The sequence below is a fragment of the Georgenia satyanarayanai genome, from assembly GCF_009193135.1.
GTDB lineage: Bacteria > Actinomycetota > Actinomycetes > Actinomycetales > Actinomycetaceae > Oceanitalea > Oceanitalea satyanarayanai.
On the sequence record NZ_VUKC01000002.1, the window covers coordinates 167,580 to 185,980 of the forward strand.

General features: G+C 74.5%; 17 protein-coding genes. 4 read left to right on the forward strand and 13 right to left on the reverse strand.

Annotated elements, in window-relative coordinates:
* The first annotated feature begins 14 nt into the window (after nucleotides 1–14).
* Complete coding sequence (locus tag GD632_RS03365; RefSeq protein ID WP_226924499.1) at nucleotides 15–494, forward strand: (deoxy)nucleoside triphosphate pyrophosphohydrolase; 480 nt, start codon at nucleotides 15–17, stop codon at nucleotides 492–494.
* 2 nt (nucleotides 495–496) lie between these two features.
* Here GD632_RS03365 and GD632_RS03370 read toward each other — a convergent pair whose 3' ends face one another.
* The 9 genes from GD632_RS03370 to GD632_RS03410 form a co-directional block, all read right to left on the reverse strand.
* A complete protein-coding gene (locus GD632_RS03370; RefSeq protein ID WP_152188715.1) occupies nucleotides 497–910 on the reverse strand; it encodes a hypothetical protein in 414 nt (137 codons plus the stop codon).
* Nucleotides 911–981: 71 nt separating this feature from the next.
* On the reverse strand, nucleotides 982–1,746 hold the full coding sequence (gene aroD / locus GD632_RS03375) for a type I 3-dehydroquinate dehydratase (RefSeq protein ID WP_152188719.1): 765 nt from the start codon (nucleotides 1,744–1,746) through the stop codon (nucleotides 982–984).
* A gap of 83 nt (nucleotides 1,747–1,829) precedes the next feature.
* Nucleotides 1,830–3,314, reverse strand: a complete 1,485-nt coding sequence (locus tag GD632_RS03380) for a phytoene desaturase family protein (RefSeq protein WP_405002520.1) — start codon at nucleotides 3,312–3,314, stop codon at nucleotides 1,830–1,832.
* A gap of 61 nt (nucleotides 3,315–3,375) precedes the next feature.
* On the reverse strand, nucleotides 3,376–4,236 hold the full coding sequence (locus GD632_RS03385; protein WP_152188723.1) for a PT domain-containing protein: 861 nt from the start codon (nucleotides 4,234–4,236) through the stop codon (nucleotides 3,376–3,378).
* A complete protein-coding gene (locus tag GD632_RS03390; protein ID WP_152188726.1) occupies nucleotides 4,233–5,276 on the reverse strand; it encodes a vWA domain-containing protein in 1,044 nt (347 codons plus the stop codon). Before GD632_RS03390 ends, GD632_RS03385 begins: the two co-directional genes overlap by 4 nt.
* Nucleotides 5,273–6,283 carry a VWA domain-containing protein gene (locus GD632_RS03395; protein WP_193311320.1) on the reverse strand — a complete coding sequence of 337 codons (1,011 nt, stop codon included), beginning with the start codon at nucleotides 6,281–6,283 and terminating at the stop codon, nucleotides 5,273–5,275. The genes GD632_RS03390 and GD632_RS03395 overlap by 4 nt, the downstream gene beginning before the upstream one ends.
* A 5-nt stretch (nucleotides 6,284–6,288) precedes the next feature.
* A complete protein-coding gene (locus GD632_RS03400) occupies nucleotides 6,289–6,744 on the reverse strand; it encodes a cytochrome c-type biogenesis protein (protein WP_152188730.1) in 456 nt (151 codons plus the stop codon).
* Nucleotides 6,731–7,618, reverse strand: coding sequence for a DUF58 domain-containing protein (locus GD632_RS03405; RefSeq protein WP_152188732.1), 888 nt, complete (start codon nucleotides 7,616–7,618; stop codon nucleotides 6,731–6,733). The genes GD632_RS03400 and GD632_RS03405 overlap by 14 nt, the downstream gene beginning before the upstream one ends.
* A gap of 7 nt (nucleotides 7,619–7,625) precedes the next feature.
* Nucleotides 7,626–8,648: an AAA family ATPase gene (locus GD632_RS03410; RefSeq protein WP_152188734.1), complete on the reverse strand. Its 1,023-nt coding sequence runs from the start codon at nucleotides 8,646–8,648 to the stop codon at nucleotides 7,626–7,628.
* Between the two features lie 92 nt (nucleotides 8,649–8,740).
* On the opposite strand from GD632_RS03410, the gene GD632_RS03415 reads away from it, so the two are divergent.
* The gene (locus tag GD632_RS03415; RefSeq protein ID WP_152188737.1) at nucleotides 8,741–10,759 is read left to right on the forward strand and encodes a cytochrome c oxidase assembly protein; all 2,019 of its coding nucleotides are present in this window, start codon (nucleotides 8,741–8,743) and stop codon (nucleotides 10,757–10,759) included.
* Here GD632_RS03415 and GD632_RS03420 read toward each other — a convergent pair.
* Complete coding sequence (locus GD632_RS03420) at nucleotides 10,756–11,451, reverse strand: LmeA family phospholipid-binding protein (RefSeq protein ID WP_152188739.1); 696 nt, start codon at nucleotides 11,449–11,451, stop codon at nucleotides 10,756–10,758. The genes GD632_RS03415 and GD632_RS03420 overlap by 4 nt on opposite strands.
* Nucleotides 11,452–11,667: 216 nt before the next feature.
* On the opposite strand from GD632_RS03420, the gene GD632_RS03425 reads away from it, so the two are divergent.
* A complete protein-coding gene (locus GD632_RS03425) occupies nucleotides 11,668–13,998 on the forward strand; it encodes an amidase (protein ID WP_152188741.1) in 2,331 nt (776 codons plus the stop codon).
* Nucleotides 13,999–14,051: 53 nt separating this feature from the next.
* On the opposite strand, the gene GD632_RS03430 is transcribed toward GD632_RS03425, so the two are convergent.
* Nucleotides 14,052–14,732: an HAD family hydrolase gene (locus GD632_RS03430; RefSeq protein WP_152188743.1), complete on the reverse strand. Its 681-nt coding sequence runs from the start codon at nucleotides 14,730–14,732 to the stop codon at nucleotides 14,052–14,054.
* A gap of 43 nt (nucleotides 14,733–14,775) precedes the next feature.
* Complete coding sequence (locus GD632_RS03435) at nucleotides 14,776–15,591, reverse strand: serine/threonine-protein kinase (protein WP_152188745.1); 816 nt, start codon at nucleotides 15,589–15,591, stop codon at nucleotides 14,776–14,778.
* A gap of 164 nt (nucleotides 15,592–15,755) precedes the next feature.
* Between GD632_RS03435 and GD632_RS03440 the strand changes: the two genes are divergently transcribed.
* Complete coding sequence (locus GD632_RS03440) at nucleotides 15,756–17,132, forward strand: GntP family permease (RefSeq protein WP_152189300.1); 1,377 nt, start codon at nucleotides 15,756–15,758, stop codon at nucleotides 17,130–17,132.
* Nucleotides 17,133–17,154: 22 nt separating this feature from the next.
* Here GD632_RS03440 and GD632_RS03445 read toward each other — a convergent pair whose 3' ends face one another.
* Nucleotides 17,155–18,336 (reverse strand): ROK family transcriptional regulator, encoded by a 1,182-nt coding sequence (locus tag GD632_RS03445; RefSeq protein ID WP_193311321.1) that lies wholly within the window; start codon nucleotides 18,334–18,336, stop codon nucleotides 17,155–17,157.
* Nucleotides 18,337–18,401: the final 65 nt, after the last annotated feature.

The window sequence follows — 18,401 nt, forward strand, 5'->3', positions numbered from 1 at the left end:
GTAGCGTGCTCGCCGTGCCCACCCACCCCCGGCCCACGCCCTCCCCCGCCGACAGCCGAGTGACCGACGCCGCGGCACCGGCGTGGCCCGGTCGTCTCGTCGTCGCCGCCGCGATCCTCGACGACGTCGCGCGGCCGGCCCACCTCCTCGCCGCCCGCCGGTCCGGGCCGGCCGAGCTCGCCGGCCGGTGGGAGCTGCCCGGGGGCAAGGTCGAGCCCGGGGAGGACCCGGTGGACGCGCTGCACCGGGAGCTGGGCGAGGAGCTCGACGTGCGGGTCTCCCTGGGCGCCCTCGTCACCGGGCCCCTCGCCGGGGACTGGCCGATCACCCCGACGCTGCGCCTGCGGGTGTGGCGGGCGGGGGTCCGCTCCGGGACCCCGCGTCCGCTCCTCGACCACGACGAGCTCCGGTGGGTGGGGGCGGACGGCTGGGCGGGGCTGCCCTGGCTACCGGCCGACCTGCCGGTCGTCGCGGCGCTGGGGCTGCGCGGCTGAGCTCACATGCGCCCGCGGCACCACAGCAGCTCGCCCGGCGGGAACCTGTCCCCGCAGGTGTCGCCGTACTCCTCGTACTCCGAGCCGACCGGGGACTCGAGGTAGAGGTCGTCGCACGCCAGCGCGTCCCCGGCGGCGCACGCGTCCCACAGCCGGTCCAGCTCGGCGTCCTCGCCGTACGCCCGCCCGCCGCCCACGATGCCGACGAGCGCGGCGACGACGAAGGCGAGCGCGGCCAGGACGACGACCGCACCGATCACGATCCCGACGACGAGCCCCGTCCGGCGGCGGGGCGCGGGCAGCTGGTAGGCGTACGCGTCGAGGGGCGACCCTGTCGGCCCCGGGGGCGACGGCTGGTACGGGACCGGGTAGCCGGCCGGTCGGTACGGCCCGGGGGGCGGACGGTACGGGTCCACGGGCGCACGGGAGGGGTCGGCGGGTGGCGTCCAGGGGTCCTGGGGCGCTCCGGTCGGCGGGGGCGGCTGGCTCATCGCGCCGCGTGCTCGTGGACGAGCCCGACGACGTCCCGCAGGCGCGCGACGTCGACCTGCCCCGGCGCCGAGGCGCGGTCGACCGCGCCGAAGGTGACGGCGGAGCCGAAGACCTCCCCGCACAGCCGGCTCACCAGCCCCACCGGGCCCATCGCCATCGTGACGACGGGGACGTCGAGCTCCCGGTCGGCCGTGCACGTCGCCTCGAGCAGGGCGATGACGTCGAGCGGGTTGCGGGCAGTGACCGCGATCTTGACGATGTCGGCACCGGCCGCGGCCATCGCGGCGAGCCGGTCGGCCATCTCGGCGGCGGGCGGGGTGCCCCCGAAGTCGTGGCTCGAGACGACCACCCGGGCACCCGTCTCCCGGGCCTGGTCGACGAGGGCGGGCAGCACGGTGCCGCGGGCGAGCTCGAGGTCCACGGCGTCGCCGACGCCGTCGGCGAGGAGGGCCCGCACGGCGGCGGCGTACGCGCCGTCGTCGAGGGTGACCTCACCGCCCTCCTCCGCGGTGCGCACGGTGAGGAGCAGGGGCGTGGCGCCCAGCCGGTCGCGCAGCGCCGCCGGCAGCTCACCGAGCGGCGCGTCGGGACGTGCCGCCAGGAGGTAGTCGGCACGCCACTCGGCGATGTCGACGCCGGCGGCGGTCACCCGCCCGGCCTCCTCGAGGAGGCCCTCGGGGGTCGGGGCGCACAGCGGGGCGGCGATCTTGACGCGCCCCTCACCCACCGCCACGTCACGCAGCCGCACGACGCCGCTCATCTCACCCTCTTCTCGCTCGGTCCGCAGGGCACCCTACCCGGGGCGGGACCGTGGCGGCGCCGGTGCCCGTGAGCCGCCGTCGGTCAGGGGGCCAGGGAGGGGACGGGCCGGCCGAAGCGCTGCCGCAGCGCCCGGCGGGCGGCGTGCCAGCCGTTCATGCCGTGGACGCCCGGGGCGGGTGGCGCCGAGGACGAGCACAGGTACACACCGGGGATCCCGAGGGAGTAGGGGTCCCAGCGCCCGGTGGGGCCCCCGAGGACGCGGCGCAGCGTCACGGCGCCGCCGGCGATGTCCCCGCCGGCGAGGTTGGCGTTGTGCTCGACCATCCGCGCGGCCGGCACGCCCACGCTGTCGACGACGACGTCGCGGAAGCCGGGCGCGAAGCGTTCGATCTGGCGGGTGATCGCCTCGGTCATGTCGACGTCGGAGCCGGCGGGCACGTGGGCGTAGGTCCACAGGGGGCGCAGCCCGCCCTGCTCGCGGCCGGGGTCGGCCACGGCGGGGTCCGACAGGAGGACGCTGGGGTGCTCGGGCATGATGCCGCGGGCGACCTTCGTCTCGGCGTCGGTGACCTGCTCGCGGCTGCCGCCGACGTGGACGGTGAAGGCCTGACCGACCTCGGGCACCGCCCACGGGACGGGTCCGTCGAGGACGAAGTCGACCTTCGCGGCGCCACCGCCGCGCGGGGCAGTGCGCAGCCGCCGGGCGATGGCCGCGGGCATGCGGTCCCCCCAGATGCCGGCGGCCACCCGGGGCGTCGTGTCGAGGAGGTAGGTGCGGGCGCGGGGCATGTCGCGCCACGAGCGCACCCGCACCTCGGTGCGCACCTGCCCACCGTGGGCCTCGAGGTCGGCGACGAGCGCGTCGACGATCGCCTGCGAGCCGCCCACGGGGATGCGCCAGCCGACGCCGTGGGCGAGCGTGCCGAGCATGAGCGCCACGCCCGCGGGGGCGAGGCCTGGCAGCGGCGCGATGGCGTGGCCGGCGACGCCGGTGACCATGGCCGGGGCGACGTCGCTGCGGAACGGGAGGTTCCACAGGTGGGTGCCCTGGGTGAGCACCCGCAGGCCGAAGGCGACGGCGGCGCGCATGCCGCTCACCGACCGCAGCTCCGGCGGGATGCTGCGCATGTCCCCGAGCGTGGCACCGACGACCGCCTCCGGCTCGCGCGTGAGCGGCCCGAAGAGCCGCTGCCACGCCGGGCCGTCGGCACCGAGGCCGTCGACCGTCCGCTCGAGGTCCCGCCACGCGAGGCCGGCGCGGCCGCCGTCGAGCGGGTGGGCGTAGGACAGCTCGGGGGTGACGAGCTCCACCCCGCGGGCGGGGAGGTCGAACTCGGCGAGGAAAGGGCTGGCCGTCGCGAGGGGGTGGACGGCGGAGCAGACGTCGTAGCGCAGGCCGTCCCCGCCGGGCAGGTCGAGCGTACGAGCCCCGCCCCCGACGGTGGGCTCGGCCTCGAGGACGACGACGCCGAGCCCGGCCCGCGCCATCGTCACCGCCGCGGCGAGCCCGTTGGGTCCGGAACCCACGACGACGACGTCGGTCGTCTCCCTCGGTGTCGGCACCACCTCAGTCTGCACCCCGGCCACGCGGTCCTCCACACGTCGGGCCGGAGGCGCACCAGAGGAACTACCAGTTCTGGCCGCCGCCGAACCCGCCGCCGCCTCGCTCCTGCTGCTCCTGGCGGTCCCTCTCGGCCTCGCGGTTACGCTCCTCGAGCTCGTCACGGCGGGGGTCGTCGCTCGGTTCGTCGGTGGGGTCCTGCTCGCCCGGGTCCTCGCTGGGCTCCTCGCTGGGTTGGTCGCTCGGCTCGTCCGTCGGCTCGTCGCTCGGCTCGTCGGTCGGCTCGTCGCCCGGCTCACCGGAGGGCTGGTCCGAGGGCTGCTCCTGCGGCTCCTGCTGGTCCTCCCGTGCCTGCTGCTCCTTGTCCTTCTGCCGCTCGGAGCTCTCCTCGTTGTCCTGGGAGCTCGTGCAGGGCGCGATGACCTCCTGCGCCTCGGCGTAGTAGACCTCGGCCATGCCGGGGTCCTCGTCGTCGGTGGCCGCGACGTCGCCCATCGCCTCGATCGCCAGGGACAGGTTCGTCCGCACCCGGCACTCGGGCGCCTCCGGCGCCTTGCTGCCCTCCGGCCCGTCCGGCAGCGGACCCGCCTCGGGGACCAGGTCGAGCGCCACCCGCAGGTCCTCGACGGCGAGGAAGTGCTCCTCGGCTCGGTACTGGGCGGTGCCGCTGTTGAACCACGCCTTCCACGGCTCGGCGACGCCGGTCCAGCGCTGCTGCGCCTGGTACTGGCGCGCCGCCTCCGGGAAGCGCAGCGCGTCGAACTCCCGCGAGCCCAGCGCGGCGCCGAGCACCGTGCCCACGAGCAGGGACCCCGTGACGAGGAAGGCCAGCACCACCGGGGCGGACCACGCGAGCAGCCGCCGGCGACGGCGCAGGTGGGCGGGCAGGGGCGGGCGCTCGGCGCGCGGGGCGTCCTCGGCGGTCATGCGGCGCTCCCTCCTCGACGGGACGCGAAGGGACGGGGGAACCGGCGGGCGAGGTACCACGCCTCCCAGGCGAGCAGCACGGCGAGCACCGCGGCGGCCGGCCAGTAGACGTCCTCGTAGACGGACACCTCGCGACGGCCGTCCTCCGCCGCGATCGTCTCCGCGTCGATGCCGGCCACGAGGCCCGCGAGGTCCGTCGGCGCGGTCCGGTGCGTGTAGTCGACGCCGAGCTGCTCGGCGACGCGCCGCAGCTGGGTCTCGTCGATCCGCGAGACGGCGGGCGGGGAGCCGGGCTGCGTCTCGTCGAGGATCCACGGGGCGTCGGTGCCCGGACCCGTCCCCTCCGTGCCGTCGTAGTACCGCATCTGCCCGCCCTCGGCCGTGCCGTACCCGAGGACCGCGCCGCCGTCGACGAGCGGGGCCAGCTCCGCGTAGGACTGCGGCTCGCTGGCGCCGGCCCCGTCACCGAGGGTGTTCTCGCCGTCGGACAGGAGGAAGACGAGCCGGACGTTCTCGGGGTTGCGCTCGGCGGCGCCCTCGAGCGCGCTGCGCAGCGCCGGCAGCGGCCGGTCGACCGCCGAACCCGCCGAGTAGTAGGTGATCTCCTGGACGAGGGTCTCGGCCCACGTGCTCACCGCCCGCGCGTCGGTCGTGAGCGGCAGCTGCCGTGCGGCCTGGGAGTCGAAGGTGATGACGGAGTAGCGGGAGCCGGGCATCGCCCCGACGAGCGACTCGACGTCGTGCCGCACGCCCTCCAGGCGGGGACGTCCGCCGTCGTAGTCCTCCGCCGCCATCGACCCGGTGCGGTCGACGACGAAGAACATCTCGACGTTGGTCGCGACCGTCGTCGTCGTGCTCGGCACGGCCGGGCCCAGCGCGATCGCGGCGAGCGCGAGGACCATGCCGCCGCGGCGCAGCCACGCGGCGAAGGAGCCGTCCTCGGTGCGCCGGGCGCGCACGGCGGCGAGGACGCAGACGACGAGGAGGGGCAGGAGGACGAGGGCGACGACCCACAGCGGCCACACGAGACGCAGCGTCATGAGCGCAGCCTCCACGCGGCGAGGACGAGCCCGGCGACACCGGCGACGGCGATCCACAGGACGGTCTCGGGCCGGTCGGTGATGACGACCTCCGGCTCCGCCTCGAGCTCCACGGCCTGCTGGGCGGCGATGTCATCGATGATCGCGTCGACGGCCCCGGGATCGTCGGCGTTGTAGACGAGCCCACCGTGCCCGGTGATCACCTCGCGGAACTCCTCCTCGTTCTCCGGCGTGTACGCCTCCCGGGAGGCGGCGAACAGGCCGTAGAGCCGGACGTCGCGCTCGGCGGCGAGGTCGGCGGCCTCCTGGAGGCCGTAGATCGGCTCACCGAGCACCTGGTTGTCCGTCGCGATGATGATCGAGCGGGAGCGCTCGGTGTCGGTCTCGTCGAAGGCGTACGCGCAGGTGGCCAGGCCGTCGCCGACGAGCGAGGAGGAGTTCGGGTCCAGCGACATCGTCCCGGCGACGAACTCCTCGAGCCGGTCCAGCGCCTCCGGGGCGTGGACGAGGGCGTCGAGGTCGAAGTCGAGTGCCCTGGCGGCCGCGTCGAGCTCCTCGGTGACGAGCGCGTAGTCGTCGGTGAGCGGGAAGACGGTGCGGGAGGTGGAGTTCCACACCGACAGCGCGATGCGCTCCCCGTCGAAGCTCTCGACCATCTCGGAGAAGGTCTGGACGATCTCGGTGTCGAACTCGATCATCGAGCCGGACACGTCCAGGCACAGGACGATGTCGCGGGTCGCGAGGACCTCGGCGCGCACGTCCCTCTCGGCCGGGCGGGCGAGGAGCAGCGCGGCGCCGAGGGCCGCGACGAGCGCGAAGACGCCCACCCCGCCCAGGGCCGCCTGGTAGAGCCGCATCCGCCGCCGGTAGGTGGGCAGACGGCGCAGGTAGGCGGAGTTGGCCACCCATCTCACCGACCGGGTCTCACGGGAGGTCCGCGGCCGGAACCAGCCGAGGACCGCGGCCAGGAGCACGAGGCCGAGGACCACGGGGATGAGCCATGCCATGAGCATCACCACCGGCGGATCACCTCCCGGGCGCGCTGCACGGCCGTGTCGGCCTCCGCGTCGCTGCGCCGCGCGAAGGACGGCTCCTCCCACAGGCGCAGGAGGTCACCGAGCTGGGCCGTCGGGTCGTGGTCGGCGATCTCACCGGCGGTCCACGAGCGCACGTCACGCCCGATCCGCTCGGAGGCGAAGGCGCGCATGATGCGCGCGAGGTCGAGGTGCAGCGCCCGCAGGTCGCGCTCCCCACTCCGGTAGGCGGCCAGGGCCGCCTCGACGTCCTCCTCGAAACGGGCGCGGCCGTCCGGGCTCAGCGGCCCCGGCTCGCGGGGGCGGGCCGGGCGGCGGGTGGAGAGCAGGACGAAGGCGTACCAGGCCGCGACGGCGAGCAGCAGCACGCCACCGACGACGGGCACCCACGTGGAGTAGGTCTCGGGGGGCAGGAGGGACTCAGCTCCGGACACGTCGCTGCCTCCGGAACAGGTCGATGAGGGCGTCGACGACGTCCTCGGAGCTGGTGGCGACGACGTGCTCGACGCCGCGACGCCGCAGCATGTCGCGCACCCGCTTCTTGCGGTTGGCGACGGCGGTGGTCGCCGCGGCGTGCAGGCGGCGGTCGCGCTGGAGGAAGGGCGGCAGCACGAGGCCACCCTCGACGTCGGCGACGGCGCCCAGGCCCGGCGTCGTCGGCACGGCGTCGGCCACGGAGATCACCATGACGTCGTGGCGGGTGCGCAGGCGGCGCAGCGCGTCCTCGTCGCTGAGGGCGGGCCGCGCCTCGTCGGTGATGAGGACGACGAGCGTGCGCCGCGTCGCCGAGGTGAGGATCCGGTCCAGGACGCGGGACAGGTCGGAGACGGGCGCGTCGCGGGTGAGCTCGCGCTCGAGCAGCCGCAGGAGCAGCTCCATGTGCCCGGTGCCGCCCCGGGCGGGGACCTGGGTGATGCGCCGCGAGTCGCCGGCCACCAGCCCGACGAGGTCACCGCGGGCGCGCGCGAGGTAGGCGACGACGTCGGCGGCGAAGAGGGCGATCTCGGACTTGCGCTCCCCGCTGGGCGCGGTGGCGGCCATCGAGCGGCCGGTGTCCACGGCGAGCACCATCGCGAGGTTGGACTCGTGGACGAAGCGGCGGATGACAGGGTGCCCCGTCCGGGCCGAGGCCTTCCAGTCGATGTCGCCGACGTCGTCGCCCGGGTGGTACTCGACCATGTCGTCGAAGTCCTGCCCGTGACCCGTGAAGATCGAGCGGTGGTGCCCGTCGAGCAGGCCCGAGGCGCGCCGGACCGTGGGAAGGTCCAGGCGCGCACGGACCTTCGCCAGCCGGGAGGCGCTCGTCATCCGGGGCCTACGGGGCGGGGACGGCGGCGAAGACGGCGTCGATGAGCGCCTCGGGCGCGACGTTGTTCGCCAGGGCGTCGTAGGTGCGCACGAGCCGGTGGCGCAGGACGCTGTGGCTCAGCGCCTTGACGTCGTCGGGCACGACGTAGGTGCGGCCCTGCTGGAGGGCGTGCGCCTGGGCCACCCGCATGAGCGCGATCGCGCCACGCGGGCTGGCGCCCACCCGCACGTGCTGGGAGAACTTCGCCAGCGGCCGGGGCCCCCCACCGCGCGTGGTGTTGACGATCGCGACGATGTACTGCTTGATCGACGCGTCGACGTACACCTGCGCGGCGAGGCGCTGGAGCAGCACGACGTCGTCCAGGCCGATCGGGTCGCTGCGCAGCGGCGCCTCGAAGGAGCCGGAGCTGATGCCGTCGAGGACGCTGATCTCCTCGGTGGGCGTGGGGTAGGTGAGGACCTCCTTGACGAGGAACCGGTCCATCTGGGCCTCGGGGAGCACGTAGGTGCCCTCCTCCTCGATGGGGTTCTGCGTCGCGAGCACCATGAAGGGCCGGGGCAGCGGGAAGACCTCGCCACCGATGGAGGTCTGCTTCTCCTGCATCGCCTCGAGCATCGCCGACTGCGTCTTGGCGCTGGAGCGGTTGATCTCGTCGAGGAGGACGAGGTTGGCGTGGACCGGGCCGAGCTGGGTGCTGAACTGCCCGGTCGCGTAGTTGAAGATCTGCGTGCCGACGATGTCGTTGGGCATGAGGTCGGGCGTGCACTGGATCCGGTGGAAGGTGCCGGAGACCGAGGAGGCCAGCGTCTGGGCCGCGGTCGTCTTGGCCAGCCCGGGAACCGACTCGAGGAGGATGTGCCCGCCGGCGAGCAGCGTGGACACGAGGGCCGTGCGCAGCGCCTCCTGGCCGATCACCCGCTGACCGAAGATGGCGTTGACCCGTCCGAGCAGCTCCGCGGAGCGCTGGAGGTCGCCGTGCTCGATCGTGGCCGTGCTGGGCGCCAGCCCAGCGCCGCTCGGTGTCGTCATGGTTCCCCTGTCCTGGGGGCGGCTGCTGCCGCCCGGTTCGCGCCGTGTACCCGCGCGAGTATGCCACCCGAGTCTGGATCTACCCTGGAGAGGTGTCCGCGCCCGTCTCCCCGCCCCGCCCCCGCCCGGCCCTCGCCCTCCTCGGGGCCGCGGTCGCGGCGCTGGTGCTCGCGGTCGCCGGGCTCCTGTTCTCCGGGGCGGCCGAGCCGTCGGCAGTGCTCGACCCGGGCGCCGTCGTCCGCTGGGGCGTGCCGCTGGTCACCGTGGTCGCCGACGGCGCCGCCGCCGTCACCATCGGCGCCCTCGCCATGTGCGCCCTCGTCCTCCCGTACGCCGGACGCGGGGACGAGCGACGCCGCCCGCGGATCGCCGTCGACGGCGCGGCCTGGTCGCTGGCCGCCCGGGCCGCCGCCGTCGCGGCGGTCGTGTGGACCCTCGCGAGCGTCGTGCGCATCGTCCTCACCTACGCGCGCACCTCCGGGCGCGGCCTGGCCGAGCCCACCTTCGGGGCCGAGCTCGCCCAGTTCGTCACCGACATCCCCATGGGGCAGGCCCACCTCGTCGCCACGGTCATGGCCGCCGTCCTCGCCACCGTCTGCGTGGCCGTCACGACACCGACGGCGGCCGCGCTCGCCGGCGTCCTCGCGCTCGCCGCCGTCATCCCCATCGCGCTCACCGGCCACGCTGCCGGCGCGGAGGGTCACAACCTCGCCGTCTCGGCGATGTGGCTGCACATCGGGTCGATCAGCGTGTGGGCGGGCGGCCTCGCGGTGCTCTGCCTCGTCGCCCGCCGCCTGGGGGCCGACCGCGGGCCGGCCGTGCGCCGCTTCTCCACCCTCGCCCTGTGGAGCTTCGCGCTCGTCGGCGTCTCCGGCCTCGTCAACGGCTGGGTGCGCGTGGGCGGACTCGCGGGCCTGAGCACCGACTACGGGCTGCTGCTCGTGGCCAAGACCGTGCTGTTCGTCGTCCTCGGGCTCATCGGCTGGGCGCACCGCCGCGCCACCGTGCCCGTGGCGGCGGACCGCCCCGCCGCGTTCTGGCGGCTGGCGGCGGGCGAGGTCGTCCTCATGGGCGCGGTCCTCGGCGTCTCCGTGGCGCTCGGTTCCTCGGCGCCCCCCGTCCCGCAGGACCCGGTGAGCCGCCCCTCCCCCGTCCAGGAGATCACCGGCTACCCCGCTCCCCCGGAGCCCAGCGCCCTCGCGTGGGTCACCGAGTGGCGGCCCGACGTGCTCTTCGGCATCCTCGCGCTCGCCGGCATCGGGGTCTACGTCGGCTGGGTCGTGCGGCTGCGCCGACGCGGCGACCACTGGTCCCTGCCGCGCACGGCGTCGTGGGTGACCGGGCTCGTCCTCTTCGCGTGGGTGACGTCCGGCGGGCCCTCGGTCTACGGCGTCGTCATGTTCAGCGCCCACATGATCCAGCACATGCTGCTCGCGATGGTCGTGCCGATCTTCCTCGTCGTCGGCGCACCGGTCACCCTCGCCGTCCGTGCGCTGCCGGCGCGCGACGACGGCTCGCGCGGCCCGCGCGAGTGGCTCCTCGCGACCGTCCACTCCCGCTGGGCGCGGTTCTTCGCCCACCCGGGGACGGCCGCGGTGAACTTCGCCGGCTCGATGATCGTCTTCTACTACTCCCCGCTCTTCGAGCTGGCGCTGAGCACCCACGTGGGGCACATCGTCATGGTCCTCCACTTCACGGCGGCGGGGTACCTGTTCGCGGGCGCCCTCATCGGCGTGGACCCGGGCCCGAGCCGCCCCCGCTACCCGATGCGGCTGCTCCTCCTCTTCGCGACCATGGCCTTCCACGCGTTCTTCGGCGTCTCGGTCATGCAGGCCACCACGCTCTTCGCCGGGGACCACTTCGGCCGCCTCGGCCTGCCGTGGGGCGTGGACGCGCTCGCCGACCAGGAGGCCGGCGGGGCGATCGCGTGGGGGATCGGGGAGCTGCCCACCCTCGCGCTCGCCGTCGCCGTCGCGATCGCGTGGGCGCGGGACGAGGACCGCGTCACCCGCCGCACCGACCGCCAGGCCGACCGCGACGACGACGCAGCGCTCGCCGAGTACAACGCCCGGCTCGCGGAGATGGCCGAGCGGGACGGCGCATCCCGCTAGCCCACCCACGCCCCGAGCTCGACGTCGCTGCCCTCCAGGCGCAGCTCGACGGCGTCCCGGCCGACCTCGAGCCGGGTGGGGACCAGCCCCTCGGGGAGGCCCGGGATCTCGACGCGGACGTCGCCGAGGAGGTCGTCGACGACGGTGACGAGATCGCGGGGGACGGTCCCCCCGCCGACCGAGACCTCCCCGAGCTCGAGACCGATCGCCCCGTCGGCGAGGACCGGCTCGAGCACGACGGCGAGGTCCAGGCCGGCCACCTCGACCCCGAGCTGGAGGAGGCCGCCGGCGACGTCGACGCGCAGCGGGTCACCGGGCAGCTCGAGGGCACCGGCGAGCGCCGACTCCAGGGTCGCGGCGGGCACCTCGGCGTTGATCTCGACGTGGTCGGCCGGGTAGGGCTCCTCCGGCGCGACGCCGCGCAGCGCCACCCGGACGTCGTGCAGCTCGAAGCCCTCGAGGACGAGCGTGGAGCTGGTGCCGCGCACCTCCGCGAGCCGCCCGGCGAGCACCTGGGTGAGGAAGGGGAACCCGTCGATCTCGATGTCGGCGTCCTGCGCCAGCTCGAGCTCCTGACGCGCCTCGGCGAGGAGCCGGTCCTCGGTGCGGGCCACGGCCACGCGGTCGACCACCGTCCCGCCGACCGCGAGCACGACGAGCAGGACGAGGACCACGGAGGCGAGGCGGCGCATGGTGACAACCGTACGGCGGGGCCCCGGCAGCGGGGCTCCCGCCCTGCGGGTGGAGTGTTCGACCGCTGACGTCGAGAACTCCACACCCTGGTCGGGGCCGCCGCGTGAACGCCAAGATCCGGCAAAGGGAACGAAACCTCCGCGTCACCTCGCGGCAACGCCTCCTCCGTAACGTCCGGTCTCCCAGACCATCTGGACAACTCAGGGGGCAGCACCATGCACCGACGCAGGACCACCACGACGATCGCCGCCGCGGCGATCGTCCCGACCGTCATCCTCACGCTGCTCGCCGGCCCGGCGAGCGCCGCACCACCACCACCCGACGACAGCCTCGTCACCGAGGCGACCATCGCCTCCATCCACGAGGCCTTCGCGGACGGTGACATGTCGTGCACCGACCTCGTGCAGGCGTACGTCGACCGGATCGAGACCTACGACGCCGAGACGACCAACGCCGTCCAGGTCGTCAACGAGGAGGCGCTCGCCACGGCCGCGGAGCTGGACGCCGCGTACGCCGAGGACGGACTGAGCGGACCGCTCCACTGCGTCCCCGTTCTCGTCAAGGACCAGGTGGAGACGGCCGACATGCCGACGACCTACGGGTCGGCGATCTTCTCCGGCTTCGAGTCGGGCCGTGACGCCACGATCGTCGCCCGGATGCGGGACGCCGGCGCCGTCATGCTCGCCAAGACGAACATGGGTGAGTACGCGAGCGGCTGGGCCGGCTCGGCCTTCGGCGTGTGCCGCAACCCCTACGACCTCACCCGCGCGGCGAGCAGCTCCTCGTGCGGGACCGGCGCGGCGGTGGCCGCCAACTACGGGGCCGTCGGGATCGCGGAGGACACCGGAGGCTCCACGCGAGGGCCGGCCGCCTGGAACAACGCCGTCGGACTGCGCCCCACGACCCCGCTCATCAGCCGGTACGGGATGATGCCGGCCAACCCGAGCTACGACACCCTGGGGCCGCTCACCCGCACGGTCGAGGACGCCGCGATCGTCACCAGCGTCATCGCCGGGCCCGACGCGAACGACCCCCTCACCGCCCAGGCGGAGGGTCACGTCGCGGAGGACTACGCCGCGGACCTCAGCACCGACGCCCTCGAGGGCACCCGCATCGGCGTCATCCGCGAGCCGCAGTCCGCTGACACGGACACCGGCGCCCCCGACTACGCCCGCGTCCGGGCCGTCGTCGACGCGGCCTACGCGGACATGGAGCGTCTCGGCGCGGAGGTCGTCGAGGTCGAGGTGCCGAACCTGCGCGCCCTGCTGGCGGCGTACTCGACGGGCGGCGCCGAGACCGAGGCGGCGACCAACGCCTACCTCGCCGCCCTCGCCGAGATCGCCGACCCGCCGGTCTCGACCTTCGAGGAGATCGCCACCTCCCCGCTCGTCACCCCGACCCGGCAGGCGAGCCTCCGCGCGCTCCTCGGCCGGACCACCGAGGACGCCGACTACGTCGAGGGTGAGCAGATGCGCCAGCAGCTGCGGGACGCCGTCACCGCCGTCATGGAGGAGAACGAGCTCGACGCCGTCGCCTACGCCACCTTCGACCACGAGGCGCCCGTCATCCCGGCCGACCAGCTGACCAACCCCGACGCCATGGCCGGCGTCCGCCAGGGCAGCAACCGCAGCCTCGCACCGGTCACCGGCTTCCCGGCGCTCGCGGTCCCCGCCGGTTTCACCACCACGGGCCTGCCCGTCGGCATCGACCTCCTCGGGCTGCCGTGGTCGGAGAAGTCCCTCTTCGAGCTGGCCTACGCCTACGAGCAGGGCACCGGGCACCGCACGGCGCCCGTGGACTTCCCCGCGCTCGACGGGGAGCCGGGCACGACCCCCGCGCCGCAACCGAGCCGCTCGCCCGTCTTCCACCTGAGCAACGACTGGCGCGGCACGACGGCCGTGTCCTTCCCCTACGGCCGGAGCACCGACGAGGTGCTCATCGGCGACTGGGACGGGGACGGCACGGACTCCGTCACCGTGCGGCGCGGCAACCGGTTCCACGTCTCCAACGCCGCGCGCGGCGGGGACGCCGACGTCGTCCTCACCTACGGCCGCCCGGGTGACGTCGTCCTCGTCGGTGACTGGGACGGCGACGGCACCGACACCTTCGCGGTGCGCCGCGGGGCGACGTACCACGTGAAGAACAGTCTCCGTGGGGGTGACGCCGACACGGTCCTCTCCTACGGCCGAACCACGGACGCGGTGACCGTCGGTGACTGGGACGGCGACGGCACCGACACCTTCGCGGTGCGCCGTGGGGCGACGTACCACGTGAAGAACTCCCTGCGCGGCGGCGACGCCGACACGGTGTTCACCTACGGCCGCGCTGCCGACGTCACGCTGACCGGTGACTGGGACGGTGACGGCCTGGACACCTTCGCGGTCCAGCGGGGCCGGACCTTCCACGTGAGCAACGCCCTGCGGGGCGGCTCAGCGGACGTGGCAGTGACCTTCGGTCGCCTGGGCGACGAGGTGTACGTCGGTGACTGGGACGGCAACGGGACCGACACCCTCGGCATCCGCCGGACGCCCGGCTCGGCGGGCTGACGTCCCACGACCACGGGGGCCTGCAGCCGCACGGCTGCGGGCCCCCGTTCCGCTCAGCCCGCCCAGGCGTGACGCAGCGGGGAGGAGTCGAGGTCCTCGAGGATCGCGGCGACCGAGCGGTAGACCGCCACGGCCCCGGCCTCACGCAGCTCGGCCTCGCTGACACCGCCGGTGAGCACGCCGACGCAGGGCACGCCCGCGCGGGCCGCCGCCTCGACGTCCCACACGGTGTCGCCGACGAAGACCGCGCGCTCGGCGGGGACGTCGACGGCGCCGAGCGCCTTCTGGACGAGGTCCGGGTCCGGCTTGGCCTCCTCGACGTCCTGGGCGGAGGTGATGGCGTCGACGTCGTCGGAGATCTCGAGCAGCCGCTCGAGGATCTCCAGCTCCGCGGGGGCGGCGGAGGTGGCGAGGACGACCTTCGCGCCGCGTTCCTTCAGGGCGGCGACGAGCTCGACGACGCCCGCGAAGCGGTGCACCTCGCCCGCGGCCTGCGCGTAGTACTCGGTGTGCTTCTCCTTGGCGGCCTCGCCCAGCTCCTCGACCCGGTCCCCGAGCAGCTCGGCGAGGAGCAGCTCCCCGCCCATGCCGATGGAGCGGTGGATGCGCCAGGCGTCGACCGGGTGCCCGACCTCCCGGAAGGCGCGTGCCCAGGTGAAGGTGTGGACGTAGTTCGAGTCGGCCAGGGTCCCGTCGATGTCGAGCAGGACGGCACCGGGCGTGTCAGTAGGCATGGACCGTTGGTACCTCAGGCCGGCGCGTGCCGCATCCGCGCGGCTACCCCGCCTCGTCGGCGGCGTCCAGCCGGGTGCTCATGTCGCTGTACCAGGCCAGCGCGTCCATCCCCTCCAGGCCGAGCTCGGCGGCGACGGCGAGGAGCACCTGCTCCCGCTCGGCCTCGAGCGCGTCCCCGAGGGTGACGTCGGGACCGGCGAGCGCCTGCTGCAGCCGCCGCGTGAACCACTCGGCCACCTCGACCGCGACCGGTGAGGTGTGCTGCGCGGCCATGTGCTCGCCCTCGACGAGCACGAGCTCGACCGCCTGCACCGCCCGCCGCATGAGCTCGTGGTCCTCCAGGCGGGCGCGCAGGTCCTCGGAGACTTCCTGCAGCGCACGGGCCCGGCTCTCCGCGCGGACGTGGTCGAGCAGCCCGGCGAGGTCTCCCTCGGGCGGGAGGCCCAGCCGCAGCTGGGCGCGGCGCACCTCCCCCAGGCCGGGGATCGCGGCGACGGCGGCGTCGAACACCGGCACGACGGCCTCGACGGCCGAGCGCGCCCGCGTGAGGTAGACCTCGCGCACCCCCTCCGTCAGCCGGTCCCAGGTGTCGCTGCCCGCCGCCTCCCGCAGTGCGAGACGTCGGGCGGCCTCGGGGACGGTCTGCTCGACGACGTCGGCGAGGAGGCTTGCCGGGTCGTCGGCGCGCTCCTCGCGCGGCTCGGCGGCGAGCTCGCCGCGCAGCCGGTCCCGCTCCTCCCGGAGCCAGTGGATCTGACGCTGTGCCGCGGACAGGGCGCGGGCGAGCTCCGCCTCGACCGAGCCCACCGGCTCGGCGAGGAGCTCCTCCGGCTCCGGTGCGCCGTCGTCGACCGCCACGACGCCCACGCTAGCGGGCACCGGTGCCCCGCCGCGCGGGTGCGGGCGCGGCGAGTCGTCTCCCCTGGGCCCGCCGTGCCGGTCACCGCTACTGTGCGAGGCAGCGCAGACGGCGCTGCCCCGGTGAGGGAGCCGGGGCCACGACATCCGAGGGGGCTCCCGTGATCGAAGGTTGGACTCAGACGCTGGGGGCGGGACCGCTGCTGCTCATCGCAGCCGGCGCGATCGCCCTCATCCTCGTCCTCGTCATCGTCTTCAAGCTGCACGCGTTCCTCACGCTCATCCTCGTCTCGCTGCTGACCGCGTTCGTCACGGGGATCCCGGCGGGGGAGATCGTGCCGGCGCTCGTGACGAACTTCGGCGGCACCCTGGGGAACGTCGCCCTCCTCATCGCGCTCGGCGCGATGCTCGGCAAGCTCGTCGAGCACAGCGGCGGCGCCCGCGTGCTCTCGGAGAAGATGGTCAGCGTCTTCGGTGAGAAGCGGGCCCCGCTCGGGCTCGGCGTCGCGTCCCTCGCCTTCGGCTTCCCGATCTTCTTCGACGCCGGCCTCATCGTCATGCTGCCGATCATCTTCGCCGTCGCGCGCCGGATGGGGAACAACGTCCTCCTGTACGGCATCCCCGCCGCCACCGCCTTCTCCGTCATGCACGTCTTCGTGCCCCCGCACCCCGGCCCGGTGGCCGCCTCCGAGCTCTACGGGGCCGACGTCGGCCTGGTCCTCGTCGTCGCCATCGTGCTCGCCTTCCCGGTCTGGTACCTGGCGGGCTACCTGTGGGGCACCTTCGTCGGCAGGCGAGTCATCCTGCCCGTGCCCGCGCTCTTCGGCAGCACCGACGACGACCGTCAGGTCAACCCGCCCAGTGTCGCGACCGTCGTCGGGATCCTCCTCCTCCCGCTCGTCCTCATCTTCTTCAACACCGGCCTGGACTTCCTCGGCACGGCAGGTGTCGTCGACGAGTCCGAGACCTGGGTCCAGGTCCTCGCGTCCATCGGCACCGCTCCCGTCGCGCTGCTCATCTCGGTGCTCGTCGCCCTCTTCGTCCTCGGCAACCGCCGCGGCGAGCACGGCACCGCGCTGGAGAAGATCGTCGACTCGGCCCTCGGTCCGGTCGCCTCCGTCATCCTCATCACCGGTGCCGGTGGCATGTTCGGCGGGATCCTGCGCCTGTCCGGCATCGGCGACGCGCTCGCCGACGTGCTGGGGGACACCGGCATCCCGGTCATCCTCGCCGTGTGGCTCATCGCCGTGGTCCTGCGCGTGGCGCAGGGCTCGGCGACCGTCGCCCTCGTCACGGCGGCCGGCCTCATGGCGCCGGCCGTGGCCGCCGGGGGCTTCACCGAGATGCAGGTCGTCGCGATCACCCTCGCGACGGCGGCCGGCTCGGTGTTCGCCAGCCACGTCAACGACTCCGGGTTCTGGCTCGTCGGGCGGCTCATGGGGATGGACGTCAAGACGACCCTCAAGACGTGGACGGTCCAGCAGACCCTCCAGTCCGTCGTCGGCTTCCTCTTCGCCCTCGTCGTCTTCGCGATCTTCTGAGCCGGCGGCGCTCGTCGCCGCCTCAGCGGCGAGCGCCGTCCCGCAGCATGGCCTCGACCGACTCGTCGGCGAAGGCGGTGTCCAGGGCGACCCGCGCCGCGCCGTGGACGCCGGCCCGGACGCCGTCCTGGCTCGGCGCGATCTCGAGGGACTCGGTCGTCGCCGGCAGGCACGAGGCGTAGATCGTCGAGGTCACCGCGGAGGTGAAGGCGGCGGCGCTGCTCACCTGCCCGGCGAGCACGAGCAGCGAGGGGTTGAAGAAGCTGACGACGGTGGCGAGCACCGCGCCGACCCGCTCCCCGGACTCCCGGAGAAGGTTCGTCGCCAGCGGGTCGGCGTCGCGGATGAGCCGGACGAGATCGTCGGCCGTCTCGACGTCCCGGCCCGCCTCGCGCAGCGCCTCCATGAGCGCCGAGCCGCTGGCGACGACGTCCAGGCACCCGGTGCGCCCGCACGAGCAGGGCACCGCGGGTGAGCCGGGCACCGCCGAGTGGCTGATGTCCCCGGCCATCCCCCCGGCCCCCCGGTAGAGCGCGCCGTCGACGACGACGCCGCACCCGATGCCCGAGTCGATCTTGACGGCGACGACCTGGCCGCCCGCGTGCGGCCGCAGGGCGAGCTCGCCGAGGGCGACGAGGTTGGCGTCGTTCTCGACGACCGTGGGCACGTGGAGCCGGGCCTCGAGGAGCGCGCTCACGTCGGTACCGTTCCAGCCGGGCATCCGGGCCGCCGAGACGACGACGTCGCGCCCGGGGGCGACCGGCCCCGGCACCCCGACGCAGGCGGCCAGGAGCGGGCCCATCGCCGGCTCCCGCATCCGCTCGAGGTGGGCGGCCACCGCGCTGATCGTCGCCTCGGGTCCGTCGACGAGGTCCACGTCCACCTCCGCGAAGGCGGTGACTGCCCCGCCGGCGTCGACGAGGCCGAGCGTCGCCTGGTGAGCACTGAGGTCGACGGCCGCGACGGTCCCGAGCCCCGGGTCGAGGACGATGCGGCGGGGCCGCCGCCCGCCGCTCGACGGCCCGTCACCCTCCTCGCGCACGAGCCGGCGCCGGAGCAGGGTGTCCACCCGCGCCGAGGCGGTCGACGGCGACAGCCCGGACAGGCGGGCGATGTCGGCGCGCGACGTCGCGGCCCGGGACCGGACCAGGTCGAGCACGTCGCCGTACCCGCCCGGCCGATGGGTGCGAGGTGCGGTCGGCACGGTCATCCTCCTCGAAGTTAGTTCGAAAGTGTACATAGTTTTCCGCTGTTTTGGGAAAAGTGAGG